General features: G+C 47.0%; 15 protein-coding genes and 2 tRNA genes. 12 read left to right on the forward strand and 5 right to left on the reverse strand.

All coding sequences use genetic code 11. The features are described 5' to 3' along the window. Positions 1-15: 15 nt before the first annotated feature. Entirely contained in the window at positions 16-987 is a 972-nt protein-coding gene (locus tag MGMO_RS05385; protein WP_023494030.1) for a COX15/CtaA family protein, read from the reverse strand. Next, positions 980-1966, reverse strand: coding sequence for a CAF17-like 4Fe-4S cluster assembly/insertion protein YgfZ (gene ygfZ, locus MGMO_RS05390; protein ID WP_023494031.1), 987 nt, complete (start codon positions 1964-1966; stop codon positions 980-982). Before ygfZ ends, MGMO_RS05385 begins: the two co-directional genes overlap by 8 nt. Positions 1967-2089: 123 nt before the next feature. On the opposite strand from ygfZ, the gene MGMO_RS05395 reads away from it, so the two are divergent. From MGMO_RS05395 to MGMO_RS05405, 3 genes are all read left to right on the forward strand, one after another. After that, positions 2090-2500 carry a protein YgfX gene (locus tag MGMO_RS05395; protein WP_023494032.1) on the forward strand — a complete coding sequence of 137 codons (411 nt, stop codon included), beginning with the start codon at positions 2090-2092 and terminating at the stop codon, positions 2498-2500. 199 nt (positions 2501-2699) lie between these two features. Continuing rightward, positions 2700-3791 (forward strand): redox-regulated ATPase YchF, encoded by a 1092-nt coding sequence (ychF, locus tag MGMO_RS05400; RefSeq protein ID WP_023494033.1) that lies wholly within the window; start codon positions 2700-2702, stop codon positions 3789-3791. Positions 3792-3847: 56 nt separating this feature from the next. Further along, positions 3848-3924, forward strand: a tRNA-Met gene (locus tag MGMO_RS05405). A gap of 37 nt (positions 3925-3961) precedes the next feature. Here MGMO_RS05405 and MGMO_RS05410 read toward each other — a convergent pair. From MGMO_RS05410 to MGMO_RS05415, 3 genes are all read right to left on the reverse strand, one after another. Next, a complete protein-coding gene (locus MGMO_RS05410; RefSeq protein ID WP_407656499.1) occupies positions 3962-4963 on the reverse strand; it encodes a tyrosine-type recombinase/integrase in 1002 nt (333 codons plus the stop codon). Beyond that, positions 4876-5205, reverse strand: a complete 330-nt coding sequence (locus MGMO_RS21070; RefSeq protein WP_036307013.1) for a helix-turn-helix domain-containing protein — start codon at positions 5203-5205, stop codon at positions 4876-4878. The genes MGMO_RS05410 and MGMO_RS21070 overlap by 88 nt, the downstream gene beginning before the upstream one ends. Positions 5206-5344: 139 nt before the next feature. Next, positions 5345-6379 (reverse strand): replication initiation factor domain-containing protein, encoded by a 1035-nt coding sequence (locus tag MGMO_RS05415; protein ID WP_023494036.1) that lies wholly within the window; start codon positions 6377-6379, stop codon positions 5345-5347. Here MGMO_RS05415 and MGMO_RS19890 point away from each other — a divergent pair. From MGMO_RS19890 to pheT, 9 genes are all read left to right on the forward strand, one after another. After that, positions 6368-6535, forward strand: coding sequence for a hypothetical protein (locus tag MGMO_RS19890; RefSeq protein WP_161808465.1), 168 nt, complete (start codon positions 6368-6370; stop codon positions 6533-6535). The genes MGMO_RS05415 and MGMO_RS19890 overlap by 12 nt on opposite strands. Positions 6536-7262: 727 nt before the next feature. Beyond that, positions 7263-7742, forward strand: coding sequence for an FKBP-type peptidyl-prolyl cis-trans isomerase (locus tag MGMO_RS05420; protein WP_023494037.1), 480 nt, complete (start codon positions 7263-7265; stop codon positions 7740-7742). 219 nt (positions 7743-7961) lie between these two features. Then, positions 7962-8038: transfer RNA gene (locus tag MGMO_RS05425), tRNA-Val, on the forward strand. 74 nt (positions 8039-8112) lie between these two features. Beyond that, positions 8113-10020, forward strand: a complete 1908-nt coding sequence (gene thrS / locus MGMO_RS05430) for a threonine--tRNA ligase (protein ID WP_023494038.1) — start codon at positions 8113-8115, stop codon at positions 10018-10020. Positions 10021-10043: 23 nt separating this feature from the next. After that, the gene (infC, locus tag MGMO_RS05435) at positions 10044-10568 is read left to right on the forward strand and encodes a translation initiation factor IF-3 (RefSeq protein ID WP_082458289.1); all 525 of its coding nucleotides are present in this window, start codon (positions 10044-10046) and stop codon (positions 10566-10568) included. A 218-nt stretch (positions 10569-10786) separates the two neighbouring features. Beyond that, positions 10787-10984, forward strand: a complete 198-nt coding sequence (gene rpmI, locus MGMO_RS18905; protein ID WP_023494040.1) for a 50S ribosomal protein L35 — start codon at positions 10787-10789, stop codon at positions 10982-10984. Between the two features lie 14 nt (positions 10985-10998). Beyond that, positions 10999-11364, forward strand: a complete 366-nt coding sequence (gene rplT / locus MGMO_RS05445) for a 50S ribosomal protein L20 (RefSeq protein ID WP_023494041.1) — start codon at positions 10999-11001, stop codon at positions 11362-11364. Between the two features lie 121 nt (positions 11365-11485). Beyond that, positions 11486-12505, forward strand: coding sequence for a phenylalanine--tRNA ligase subunit alpha (pheS, locus tag MGMO_RS05450; protein ID WP_036307021.1), 1020 nt, complete (start codon positions 11486-11488; stop codon positions 12503-12505). A gap of 27 nt (positions 12506-12532) precedes the next feature. Further along, positions 12533-14908, forward strand: coding sequence for a phenylalanine--tRNA ligase subunit beta (gene pheT / locus MGMO_RS05455; protein WP_023494043.1), 2376 nt, complete (start codon positions 12533-12535; stop codon positions 14906-14908). Positions 14909-14910 lie beyond the last annotated feature (2 nt).

The raw sequence follows: 14910 nt of genomic DNA on the forward strand, positions 1-14910 counted from the left end.
TTATCGTTTGGCTGCTTATGGGGCAGGTTTTTTTGAATACGCCAAGTAGCTATACAAAAAAAACTGCGTCCCAAAAATCAGGTTTGCCATTAACAGATGGATAGGTTGCGCCACTGGCGGCATGCCCAGCCTATCAAGCGAAATCCCTGCCATAATGCCAGAAACGATTAGTCCGATAAGCAACAAGTTTACCTTATAAACAAGCGCCGTTCGGTCGAATGCCTGGAAGACTTTCCAGGTTAACCAACCGTTGGTCAACAAAATAAGCGAAGAAAAAGAGCGGTGTATATAAAAAATAACAGGGAAATCGTCGCGCCAGTACTGTCTGTCGATATAAGCATGTTCGTTGGCGATCATGTCCACTGCCTCCCGGACTTGTGTGCCCATAACCACCTGCAATAAGGTCATCAACATAGCCACAACCAGCACATTCGTGAACTTATCGGGCAATACACTGATATCCAGGTAACCGTACTGGGCCTTTTGTGAGCGCGCAAGAATGTAAATAAGCAAGGCAACAATCAATAATGCCAACAGCATGTGCATCGTAATAATCACTGGCTTGAGATTGCTGGCAACTACGGTTGAACCCAACCAGCCCTGAAAACCCACCACGAAAAACACCGTCCACGACAACCAAAAGATCATTTTGTCTTGGGGGCGATAAACGCGCGAACGCCAAGCCGTCAGAAAGATAAGAAAACCGATGGTGACACCGGTCAATCGGTTGAGGTATTCCGTCCAGGTTTTTATGGGATTGAATTGGGTGTTTTCGTAACCGACAGCATATCTCTCGTGGTAATCCGCAGGCAATTGTGCTTCTTCCGTCGGCGGAACCCATTGTCCAAAACAGGTCGGCCAGTCGGGGCATCCCATACCGGCGCCGGAAGCGCGGACGATGCCGCCTACCAATATCAGAAAATAAACGGCACAAACCGTTAAAGTCGCCAATCGCCGAAATGATTGGGCAGCCTGTTGGTCAATCATGGGCGAAAGGTATGAGTTTGATTTGTGTTTGCATATCGCCTTGCAAACGAAGGTTATCGCAGGCGGATTCGGTCGTTTGCAGAATAACCAGCAGTTTGCAGCCTTGATCGTCTTGCTGCGCCAACAACACTTTTCCGATGGTTTCTTGCCCAATGCCATCTTTGTCGATGACCGTTGAATTAGGCTCGGGCACTAGGGAGGATTGACACTCGGCAAGCAACATTTCACGTTTAGTTTTACCCAGGTAATGGGTACGGGCAACAATTTCCTGCCCGGTATAACAACCCTTGTTAAAGCTAATGCCGCCTAATTTATCGAGATTCAGCATTTGCGGGATAAACTCTTCAGAAGTTGCTGTCGTTAGCCAAGGCATACCTGAGACGATGTCGAGATAACGCCATTCGTCCGAGCCGGCTTTACGAAAACCCTGATGATCGATTTGCTCCGTCCAAAACTGCATGGCTTGATCCACATTCATTATGGACAGTCTACGTCTTGTTGAGACAGGAAGATTGACTGAGATCAAATTTTGTTGAATTTCCGAAGTGTTAGGCTGAACGGGCTGCTCCTGCTCAAACAAGCCCAATAAACAGAGGTCGTCAGAACTATCCGTAATCTTTACGTCAGAACGCAACACATACATTTGCAATCTTTTCTTTACCGTTTCCAAAAGCTCTGTGGGGAGAACCAGCAAAAACGTATCCGCTTTCTTCGCCAGCAAAAACGTGGCGATCGCCCTGCCTTTTGGGTTGCACATGGCCGCCAAACTACTGTTGGCTTCGCTTATATCATTGACGTTGCAAGTGACTTGCCCCTGCAATAATTTCGCTGCATCTTTGCCCGTCACCGATAACACGGCAAGATGAGGCAACGGATAAATACGCTTGCTGCCCGTATTCGTTGCCCCTACGAAAGTTATCTTTTCATCTTCCACTGTAGCCAGTTGACCCAGCAAAAAGGTTTTCCAGTTTATGTTCATGCGATATGATCTAGCTCCAAGAATCTGCCCTAATTATATCGCGCTTCATCAGCCATAATGCTTATGTTTGTTAGATACGGTAAAAATGACCGGGCTATTGGGATTTAAAATCTTGGGGTTGCATTGATCGCAAAAAAACAGGGCGCACCGTTTGTCGCCGAACTTAAGCCTTCAAAAAATTTGCAGCGATTGGTCATCGTCATCCATTTGATCGCCTTCGTTGCGACAGTCTCCAATGCCTTGCCGCTTGTAACCAAGCTGGCGATAGTCGTTCTCATCGGAGTAAATTTTAGGGTCAATTTTCCCCGGCTTAAAAATGAGCAACGCAAAATCAGGCATACTGAAAAGCTAGGCTGGGAAATTTCCGATGGCGGCGATTTTAAAGCGGCTACTATCTTGAAATCAACAGTTGTCACAACATTTCTTATCTTCTTGCACATTCAAGATAATCCCCCCATCCTCGTTGCCAATGATGCCCTAAGCATGGATGATTACAGGCAGCTTCTCGTCAAGCTGAAAATGACAGAGCATTAACCCTGTCACCACTTATTCACCCAGATTAGCGTTGGAACTTGTATAATGCCCGGATTTTTCGGAATTCCTAAAATCTCCCCTCGGCGAAGGAGAGAATAAGGGCAAGAGGATTATGCCTTCTTGCCAAGCTTATTCTAAAGCACGAGGTTAATTGAAATTTCTACGGATTTCGGCAACTTATCTATTCCCAAGAGAACTTATGGCATTACACTGTGGAATCGTTGGCTTGCCCAACGTGGGCAAATCAACCTTGTTCAACGCACTGACCCAAGCAAAAATCGCGGCTGAAAACTACCCGTTCTGTACTATCGATCCCAATGTGGGCGTTGTTCCTGTACCCGATCCGAGGATGGATAAGTTAGCAGAAATCGTCAAACCGGAACGCATCGTCCCCACCACTATCGAATTCGTCGATATCGCAGGGCTGGTTGCAGGTGCATCCAAAGGCGAAGGGTTGGGCAACCAGTTCCTAGCGAATATCCGCGAAACCGATGCCATTGCCCATGTCGTCCGCTGCTTCCAGGATGACAATGTCGTCCATGTTGCCGGGAAAATCGACCCGCTTTCCGATATTGAAGTCATCAACACCGAATTGGCTTTAGCCGATATGGCTTCTGTAGAACGAGCCTTGCTGCGTGTAAGCAAGGCGTCTAAGTCTGGCAACAAGGATGACCTGGCAAAAAAACAAGTATTGGAACGCATCTTTCAACAGCTAGATGCCGGATTACCTGCGCGTGGATTGAATTTGGATGATGAAGAAAAAGCTCTCGTCAAAGACTTGTGCCTGCTGACCCTAAAACCCACCATGTACATTGCCAATGTGCAAGATGACGGCTTTACCGACAATCCCTTGCTAGATAGGGTACAGGCATTTGCGGATAACGAAGGTGCAACGGTGGTGGCGATCTGTGCCGCCATCGAAGCGGAAATCGCCCAATTGGAAGAAGACGAAAAAAAGGAATTCCTTGATGATCTCGGCCTTGAAGAGCCCGGCCTAAACCGCGTGGTTAGGGCGGGTTATAGCCTGTTAAACTTGGCCACCTACTTCACCGCAGGCGTTAAGGAGGTCAGGGCTTGGACAATTCCTATTGGGGCGACCGCCCCTCAATCCGCAGGTGTAATCCACACCGATTTTGAAAAAGGTTTCATCCGCGCCGAAGTCATTTCCTATCAGGACTTTATTGCTTATAAAGGCGAGCAAGGCGCAAAGGATGCAGGCAAATGGCGACTGGAAGGCAAAGACTACGTCGTCAAAGACGGTGATGTCGTGCATTTCAGGTTCAATGTTTGACAAAATAAGGGGCGATATCTATAATTCCCGGCTCTTTATCGAGAGCCCACTCATCAGGCGATATAGCTCAGCTGGTTAGAGCACGGGATTCATAACCCCGGGGTCGGTGGTTCAAGTCCACCTATCGCCACCAATTAAATCAAATAGTTACATGATATTGGTTTGTTGATTTAGTTGTTTAACGTAGCTGAATCGTAGCTGTTTTGCTCGACATCTACGGAACGTAGCTCAAACAGTTTATCAACGTACCCTGCCAAATGTTCACCGGACAAATGCGCGTATCTCTGAACCATTTCTGCGGAATGCCAGCCGCCCAGGGATTGCAAGGCATGTAACGGCGTTCCATTCTGAACATGCCAGCTTGCCCAGGTATGCCGGAGGTCATGCCAACGGAAATTTTCTATACCTGCCCGTTTTAATGCCAAACGCCATGCTTTAGTATTAACCTGAATGATAGGCTTGCCTTTGTAACTAAACACATAAGAATGATGCTTGCCTATTTGCTCTCGAATAATAATTACAGCCGTTTTTGAAAGAGGAACTGGTATGGCTTTTCTTGATTTAGCTTGGTCAGCATGAATCCATGCTATGCGCCGAACTAAATCAACTTGTGACCATTGAAGCCCCGTGGCATTCGAACGCCTTAACCCCGTTTGCAACGAAAATTCTACAATTGCCTTTAGGTGTTCTGGCAATTCAAGAACTAACCTATCGGCTTCCTCCCTGGTTATCCAACGTATGCGATGATCTGGCTCTTTCAATAGCCTTATCTTGGGTACTTTATCTAGCCACTCCCATTCTATGGAAGCTCTACGCAAAATAGCACGAACAAGTTGCAACATCCGATTAACTGTAGTGTTACAAACTTTGGTTGCCAGTTTTGATTGAATAAGGCTATCGACCATATCACGATTAATATCATGCAGATAAACACCATTCAAATGCTTGTCCAAAAATCGCAAATGCTTAATGTCATGATCCCTAGATGCCTTATGTTCCGTTTCCTTAAGCCATCTTAAAACCGCATCCTGCCATAGATACCCAGGCTTAACCCCAAGCCGTACCTGTTCCCAAAGTTCCGTTTTCAGTCGGTCGTGGTATTCTTGGGCGGCTTGTCTATCCTCAGTCCCAGTGCTTTTCTGTATTCGTCGTCCGTTGACGCTGATCTTAATCCACCACTGGGAACTGTCTTTACGTTTGTAGAGTGACATAATTTTATCTCCGTTGTCTTATCACCCTGCAACGCTAGCGGGGAGTATTGTAACCGTAGCCAATTCATAAGGTCTACTTCCAGGAATAACCAGCGTTTGCCTACCTTGGCTGCGGGTAGTTCGCCAGCACGGGCTTTGTTACGCACTGTGACCTTGTGCATCCTTAGAATTCCAGCGGCTTGTTCAAGAGTGAGCGTTTCCATTAGCGACCCCCAAGCTTTGCATTGCACTGGATACAGAGGAAAGACCTGGCCAGGATTTCACCAGTCGGGACGCAGACATAAAACCTTCCGATGAATTGGCCGGGCTTGTCAGATTTGAAGTTGCACCATGCACAGGTAATCATGCTGCAACCTCCAATTCTGGATACCAGTAATCATCAAAGGCTTGCAGTGATTTAGGAGTGCCAACGCGAATTAGTTGATCGATAACCGCGCAATAATCGCCAGCTTCTACACGCATCATGACATCAAAAAGACGACCGAACTGGGTTTTGGCTTGTTTGACCAAATTGCGGTAAGCAAGCCCCGCCATCTTTTTTACTGTTTTTATCCGTTCCTGGAATTCTGACAAGAATGCAGTGCAGGGGTATGCACCCGCGAGATAAAAAGAGGGGTTGGTCAATATTTCCCAGGGGATAACGCGCTTGCCCTTTTTGAATTCAACTTCCAGGCGTACCCAGGGCGATTCCTTGTCCTTAAGTTGCTTACCTTTCTCATAAATACGGCAATACTTTACTCCTTGCCTTGCACCGACGTACAAAGTCTTCCCTTTGTTCGTGCCTAAATCATCTATTAATTTGGGTTGTGGCGGACGACCGCCGTCATGAAATAAGCCTTGTTCAAGCCAGCTTAACCCTTGCGCTATAGAGACTGTCGTTCCCTCGTAATCGTCATGGGCAAGGTCACAGCGTGTGATTGTTGCCCCGTAGGACTCACCCCAATACTTGACGGTCAGCCAATCCTTGACTTGGGCGCAACCAGTGGCGTTAAGGTCAATCAAGACTGTGCCGTTTTGTTTTTCGCCGCCCCATGCAATAAAGCCGTACTCACCAAGCCGGATTGACCAGTCATAAAACTTGTATGTCCTTTTAAGCGGGGTTAATCGGATTTCAGGGAGTCCGAAAACCTCAAACAGGATGTGATGGATATATTGGAGCTTTTCGGCACGGGAAGTGCCTTTAAATTCAGGATCGAATTCATCGAAATCGAACGGGCTTAATTCAAATTTGAAGGTGGCGGTAAACCAATCAACGAATGCTGTTTGGCCTTGGGGGGACTTTACCCTCGTATTACAGGACGAGGGTAGGTCGAATGCCGACAAGTCGGCATCCTGAATATCGGCAGGACAACAAGGAGTTTGATTATGAATAGACATGTGTCACCTGCAAGATTTGCAGGCAGCACGTTATGCGGTGTTCAATTTGTTGCATATCGGCATACCTTTGAGGTTACCGATTATGTCCAGATGATAAATCTGGATGTTTTTCTGACGCCTGTTGACAGTTACAGCAATATGGAGAGCGCCATATAACGCCTATCGCTATCACGATAGCAGGATTATCATAATCGTTGGTTAATGGAATAAAACAGGATGGGATTTTAAGAGTATTTTAAGAAATGTCAAGAACATTGTGCCATATAATAAGTCGCCATCGCTTACGGCTGGTCATCGTTCGCTACGCTCTCTCTTCGACCTGCGCCGTAAGCTTTGTTCCCAGATAGCGAAGCCCAGGTTCACTCCGATTCCTTTAGCTTAATAACCGTGGTAGGTTCGGCGGTCTGCCCGACCGCCAGGGGACGCCGGCGGTGCTAATACCGGAAAGGTCACTAAGGAGTGAACCAACGGGATTGGCTAAAGGCTGTACATTTCTTATGCGCCTTTGGTTACCCGGCGCCGACGGTCAATCGCTTCGCTCGCACCCCTCGCCGCCAGTAACTATAAGCCTATCACGGTATACTAAACGCCGTAGCCAAACCGTAACCTTCGTATTATGTTCATCAAATAAAATCAACGCTTTATGTAACTTTGTATTATTGTGCTAGCAATTGCAAGATGTTGATTTTAAATTAGCTAATAGTTTTTATTCAAGATTCATAACCCCGGGGTCGGTGGTTCAAGTCCACCTATCGCCACCAATATAGATCAATAAGTTAACGAAATTCGGGTTTGGTTAACACTGCTTTGGGTCAACAAAAAAATCAGACAAAATAGCCGCAAAACGGTATTATGTGATTTTTGATTTTTGAACAGGTTTACCATGCAAATCGCCAATAACACAGCCGTTTCTATCCACTATACCCTGACCAATGATGCGGGTGAAGAACTTGACAGTACCGTCGGTGGTGAGCCAATGGTTTATTTGCATGGGAGTGGTAATATCATTTCAGGCCTGGAGAAAGCATTGCATCACAAAAATGTCGGAGACAAATTGAATGTGCGTGTTGAGGCGGCGGATGCTTATGGTGAATTCAGTGATGATATGATTCAAGTTGTGTCGCGAGAGATGTTTGATGGCATAGACAAGGTGGAAGTCGGTATGCAATTCCACGCCGCCGTAAATTCAGGTTCGGGCATTATCACGGTCATAAAAATAGATGGGGACGAGATTACCGTTGATGGTAATCACCCTATGGCCGGTCAGTCATTAAATTTTGACGTAGAAATTGTGGGTGTAAGGCTTGCCACTAAAGAAGAATTATCGCATGGGCATATTCATGGTGCTGGATGCCATCATTAATTCAACGACCCAATTAAAGGTATAGTCCTACAATTAAAGTTAATAGGGATAACGTGTGTATTTTAAGGGTTGAAGGGTGACATTGTATCTTTTTGGGTTTGTCTATAAATTCCAAGAATTCTCGGTTGATATATGGGCAAGCAGGTTCTCACATTATTATTCAAGTTGCTAAACTTAAATCTGTTGTTATAATGTCGGGTCTGAATATGAGATAGTTTCAGGCGCGTAGCTCAGTTGGTTAGAGCACCACCTTGACATGGTGGGGGTCGTTGGTTCGAGTCCAATCGCGCCTACCAGATTTTATAAGGCACTGCTTCGTCAGTGCTTTTTTATTTTAGCGTTAGATTAAATTTAGAGTTAAGTTAGCCCCATGCCCGTAGTTACCCTCCCAGACGGTTCCAAGCGTGAATTCGATCAAGTCGTAACGGTGCTTGATGTGGCGCGCTCTATCGGTTCTGGATTGGCTAAAGCGACTTTGGCTGGGAAGCTTGACGGTAAAGTCGTTGATGCCAATGCCGTTATCGACAGCGATGTGTCGCTGCAAATCATTACTGCAAAAGATGAGGAAGGTGTTGACATTATCCGCCATTCAACGGCGCATCTTCTAGCTTACGCAGTAAAGGAGTTGTTTCCTGGCGCACAAGTGACGATAGGTCCGGTCATTGAGAACGGGTTTTACTATGATTTCTCTTTTGAGCGACCGTTCACGCCAGAAGACCTTGAGGCAATTGAAAGTAAGATGTTTGAGCTTGCCCAGAAAGACGAGGCAGTAACTCGCGAGGTTTGGGATCGGGACAAGGCCGTGGCGTTTTTCCACTCCATCGGTGAAAAATACAAGGCTGAAATTATTGCCTCGATTCCTGCGGGTGATGAGATTGGCTTATACCGTGAAGGTAAGTTTGTCGATTTATGTCGTGGCCCGCACGTACCCAGCACGGGAAAATTGCAAGCCTTCAAATTGATGAAAATTGCGGGTGCTTATTGGCGCGGCGATTCCAACAACGAGATGTTGCAGCGTATTTATGGTACCGCTTGGGGCGACAAAAAGGACTTGCAGGCGTATTTGCATCGGTTGGAAGAAGCAGAAAAGCGCGATCACCGTAAGCTAGGCAAAGCGTTAGGCTTGTTTCATGCCCAGGAAGAAGCGCCGGGTATGGTGTTCTGGCACGAAAAAGGCTGGGCGATATACCAGCAAGTCGAACAATATATCCGCGAAAAATTGCGGCTGAAAGGTTACGGCGAGGTAAGGACGCCGCAAATCGTCGATCGCTCGTTGTGGGAAAAATCCGGTCATTGGGATAAGTTCAGTGCAGGCATGTTCACGACCCACTCCGAAAATCGTGATTATGCGATCAAGCCGATGAATTGCCCTTGCCATGTGCAGATTTACAATCAGGGCTTAAAAAGCTATCGCGACTTGCCCATACGTTTGGCTGAATTCGGATCATGTCATCGAAATGAACCATCAGGTACGTTGCACGGCCTGATGCGGGTACGGAATTTTGTTCAGGATGACGCTCATATTTTTTGCACGGAAAGCCAAATACAGGACGAAGTCTCTGATTTTATTGACCTGTTATTTGAAGTATACAAAGATTTTGGTTTTGAAGACGTTATCATCAAGCTGTCTACCCGCCCCGAAAATCGGGTAGGTGACGATGCCAGTTGGGATAAGGCGGAGAGTGCGCTTGAGTTAGCCTTGAATAATAAAAGCTTGGCCTGGGATTTGCAGCCTGGTGAAGGTGCTTTTTACGGTCCCAAGATCGAATTTTCCTTGAAAGACTGCATTGGTCGGGTCTGGCAATGCGGTACGATCCAAGTCGATTTTTCCATGCCCGGTCGATTGGGCGCAACTTATATTGCCGAAGACAGCTCCAGACAAGTTCCGGTTATGTTGCACCGGGCCATATTGGGTTCGTTGGAGCGCTTTATCGGTATTTTAATTGAGCAACATGCGGGTACTTTTCCGCTTTGGCTGTCGCCTATCCAGGTCGTCGTGCTGAGCATTACCGATCGACAGGCGGAATATGCCGAAAAAGTGGCACTTGATTTGGAAAAACAAGGCTTTAGGACAAAAATTGACTTGAGAAATGAGAAGATCGGGTTTAAAATCCGCGAGCATTCCATGCAGCGTATTCCTTATCTTGTCATCATTGGAGATAAAGAGCTTGAAAATCAAGCCATAACGGTACGCTCGCAGAAAGGTGAAGATTTAGGTAGTCTGGCAATCAAGGACTTTACTCAACGATTAAGTCGAGAGATTGAAGACAAAACATAATGTTGTGTTCGGAGGATTGAAATATCGCTGCTAAAAAAGATGAAACGCGCCTGAACGATGAAATCACCGCCAGAAAGGTGAGGGTCACAGGTGCTGATGGTGAGGCTTTGGGTATCATGCCGATAGATCAAGCGAGGCAAATAGCGTATGCAGCCGACCTTGACCTAGTCGAAATATCGCCAAATGCGGATCCTCCCGTCTGTAAAGTGATGAATTATGGCAAATACCAGTTTGCGTTAAACAAAAAGCTGCAAGAAGCCAAAAAGAAACAGAAACAGATTCAAGTCAAAGAAATTAAGTTCCGGCCCGGGACTGATGAAGGCGATTACCAGATTAAATTACGGAGCCTGACCAAATTCCTAAATGACGGCGACAAGACCAAGATAACCTTACGTTATCGTGGTAGGGAAATGGCGCACCGTGAACTGGGCATGGATGTGCTTAAGCGTATTGAAAAAGATTTGGAAGAATTGGCCATCGTCGAGCAGTTTCCAAAAATGGAAGGCAGGCAGATGGTCATGGTCATGGCACCCAAGAAGAAAAAATAGTAAACGGTATGTTTTTGGAAGTGCGGCCAATCACGGGTTCGTGCTTCAGCAAAATCAGCTTCAGTAAGGCGTTTTCCTTAAATCGAAGCGATACGGTAACCACGGATAGGTTGCCCAAACAGCTGGCAGTAAGCTGTCATTGATTCTCCAGGGCCATGCATTTTGCCTTGTTGGGTTTAATCTCAAGGATTTTATTTAATTTTTCGGAGTAAAAACAAATGCCAAAAATAAAGACTAACCGGGGCGCTGCCAAGCGTTTCAGGCGGACAGGTAACGGCGGTTTCAAGTGTGGCCAATCACACAAGCGCCATATCCTGACCAAGAAGACCACAAAAAGAAAGCGCCAGTTACGCAAACCGGCTGCTGTCCATGCCTCTGATGTACGCATGGTCGCCCGTATGATGCCTTATAGTTAACCTGGAGAAGCAAAATGGCTAGAGTTAAAAGAGGCGTTACCGCAAGGGCAAGACACAAGAAAATTCTAAAGCAAGCTAAAGGTTATTACGGTGCACGCAGCCGCGTTTACCGAGTCGCCAAACAAGCCGTCATTAAGGCGGGTCAGTATGCGTACCGTGACCGCAAACAGAGAAAACGCCAATTCCGACGCTTATGGATAGTTAGGATTAATGCGGCATCGCGCATCTATGGCATCTCCTATAGCCGGTTAATCAATGGGTTGACCAAGGCAAATGTAGCGATAGACCGTAAGGTTCTGGCGGACATCGCCGTTCGTGATATCGAAGCCTTTGGCGAAATCGCAAAAATTGCGAAAGCCAACCAAAGTCCGGTTTCATAAGCCGTAGATATAAGATAGTCGATTTTTTACACAATCGCCCGGTCATACCGAAATGGTTTGGAACGGGCGATTGGTTTTATGGCATTTCTTGATTACTCCCCATCCATCGACGAGTTGTATCGTGTCAGATAACTTAGATGAAATTCTCGCGCAGGCGACGAGTTCGATTTCAGATGCACAAGATTTGAATCAACTCGATCAGGTTCGTGTCCATTATTTGGGCAAGAAAGGAATTTTTACTTTACAGATGAAAGAATTGGGATCGCTTGACCCTGAACGCCGCCGCGCTGTGGGACAGGTCATCAACCAAGCCAAAGACCGGTTTCAAGAACAGTTACAGGCCAGGAAAGACGCGCTCGACAATATCGAGTTGGAACACAGGTTGGCAAGCGAACGCATCGACGTGACCCTGCCGGGCAGGGGGCAGTCGGAGGGTGGATTGCATCCGGTCACGACGACATTAAGGCGGATTGCCAAAATCTTTGCCAGTGTCGGATTCAGTGTTGTTGAAGGCCCTGAGATTGAAGATGATTACCATAACTTCGGCGCATTGAATATCCCTGAGCACCATCCTGCGCGAGCTATGCACGATACCTTTTATTTCGATGCCCATACGGTATTGCGTACGCATACCTCACCCGTACAGATTCGGGTAATGGAATCCGAAAAACCGCCGTTAAAAGTCATTGCGCCGGGTCGTGTGTATCGTTGCGATTCCGATATCACCCACACCCCGATGTTCCATCAAGTAGAAGGCTTCCTCGTCGATACCGACGTCAGCTTCGCCGATTTAAAGGGCGTGGTTTACCAATTCTTGCGCGCCTTTTTTGAAAAAGACATCCAAGTGCGTTTCCGTCCGTCTTACTTTCCGTTTACCGAGCCGTCCGCAGAAGTCGATATCGAATGCGTGATGTGCAACGGCGAAGGTTGCCGAGTGTGCAGCCAGACCGGATGGCTGGAAGTGATGGGCTGTGGCATGATCCATCCTGAAGTGTTTAAGGCAGTCAATATCGACAGTGAGTCTCATAGCGGCTTTGCGTTCGGTATGGGCGTCGAAAGGTTGGCGATGTTACGTTACGGTATTAATGATTTGCGGTTGTTTTTCGAGAATGACCTCAAGTTTTTGCGGCAATTCCATTAAGCCTAATGCCCAAGGAAAATTTAACTCATGCAAATTAGTGAAGCTTGGTTAAGGGAATACGTCAATCCAGCCATTTCGACTGAGGAACTGGTCGCACAATTGACGATGGCAGGGTTGGAAGTTGATTCAGTTATGCCCGCTGGGGCACTATTCAGTCGTGTAGTCATTGGTGAAGTGCTGACTACTGAAAAACATCCTGATGCGGACAAGCTAAAAGTTTGCTTGGTTAACATGGGCGGAAACGAACCGTTGCAAATTGTCTGTGGTGCCAGTAATGTCAGGCCAGGATTGAAAGTCCCGGTGGCTTTGGTCGGAGCAGTATTGCCTGGTGATTTTAAGATAAAGCAATCCAAGCTGCGCGGCGTGGAATCGGCGGGAATGCTTTGTTCGGAAAAGGAATTGGGGATTGCAGCCGATGCCAGCGGATTAATGGAGTTGTTGCACGATGCGCCAGTAGGTACGGATATTCGCGAATACCTAAGCCTTAATGATTCAATTATCGAAATCGATTTGACCCCTAATCGCGCCGATTGCTTGAGCGTTGAAGGCATCGCCAGGGAAGTGGCATTGCTGAATGGTATGGACTGGACGGCAACTCCAGTTAAAGAAGCTAAAATCAATCATCAAGATAGCCTGCCTATCGTCATCGAAGAAAAGTCCGCTTGCCCCCGTTATCTGGGACGGCTGATCAAAGGAGTTAACCCCAAAGCGGAGACGCCTTCCTGGATGCAGGAACGCCTGCGCCGCGTCGGGATCAGGAGCCTGGGCGCGGTCGTGGATGTCACGAACTATGTATTGATGGAACTGGGCCAGCCTTTACATGCCTTTGATGCGGACAAGCTGGTCGGCGGCATTACGGTACGGATGGCAAGGAACGGCGAGGCGCTGGCTTTGCTGAACGGGCAAACGATAACATTGGATAACGAAGCATTGCTTATCGCCGATGAGAAACAATCGTTAGCGCTGGCCGGCGTAATGGGTGGCAGTGACAGTGCGGTAAACGATTCTACGCAAAATATATTCCTAGAGTGTGCTTTTTTTGCGCCACGCGCTATTGCCGGCAAAGCCAGGCGATTTGGTTTGCACACGGATTCATCGCATCGTTTTGAACGAGGTGTAGACGCAACATTGCAACATCGGGCAATCGAACGGGCGACCCAGTTGATTATCGAAATAGCGGGCGGTAGTGTCGGGCCGATTAGCGAAGTTAAAGACGACGCGATATTGCCCCAACGCCCGGCAATTTTGCTAAGGCGGCAACGCATAGTCAAAATGCTCGGCATAACTTTGCCCGATGATCAAGTGCAGCGTATTTTAGTCCGTCTCGGTATGTGTATTGACCAACATCCAGAAGGCTGGCTTATTACCCCGCCCGGTTTCCGTTTTGATATGGCCATCGAAGCGGATCTCATTGAAGAACTGGCAAGAGTCCACGGTTATAACAATATTCCCAACAATAGCCTGTTGATGCGTGCGGAACTGGGCAAAGCGACTGAAACCGTTTTGGACATCGATCGAGTTAAAGACCTCTTGGTAGACCGGGGCTATCAGGAAGCCATCACCTACAGTTTTGTTGACGAAGATATTCAACAAGCTGTTGTTCCCGAAGATGGGCTGATTAAAATAACTAACCCGATATCATCCGACTTGTCGGTCATGCGTAGTACCTTATGGTGCGGGTTGCTGAAAGCGGCACTGCATAACCTCAACCGTCAACAAAACCGGTTGCGCTTGTTTGAAACCGGATTGCGGTTTTTAAATGTTAGCGGGCAAATACAACAGCAAAAAATGTTGTCGGGCTTGATATTAGGCAGTTATTATCCAGGACAATGGGGGGAGAGGCCTCGAAAAGTCGATTTTTTTGATCTAAAGGCAGATGTGCAAGCCTTGTTTTCTCTGGCTGGTCGCCCTGTCCAATATGTTCCGGCCAAGCATTCTGCCTTACATCCAGGTCAATCTGCCCAAATTTTGTCCCAAGCGGGTGAAAAAATAGGTATCCTGGGCATGTTGCACCCCAGCCTTGAGAAGCAGCTTGGTTTTGAAACACAGGTGTTTTTATTTGAGCTTAGTCAGGATTTATTGCTTAACAAAACGGTTTCCCGATTTAAATCCTTATCAAAATACCCGTCAGTGAGTCGGGACTTGGCCCTGATCGTCAAAGATACTGTCTCAGCCGACGACATTATTGCCGCCATAAAGGGCAGCAATGAAACTACGATCCAAGATATCGTGCTGTTTGACCTGTACCGTGGGAAAGGGATAGAAGAAAATCATAAAAGCGTCGCGGTCAGCATAACAGTGCAAAATTTTTCACAAACGCTTACAGATGTTGAAATAGATGCTATATTTAACAATATATTACAAAAACTGGCCAAGACGATTGGTGCAAAACTGAGGGATTGATT

It is taken from the genome of Methyloglobulus morosus KoM1 (genome assembly GCF_000496735.2).
Lineage (GTDB): Bacteria > Pseudomonadota > Gammaproteobacteria > Methylococcales > Methylomonadaceae > Methyloglobulus > Methyloglobulus morosus.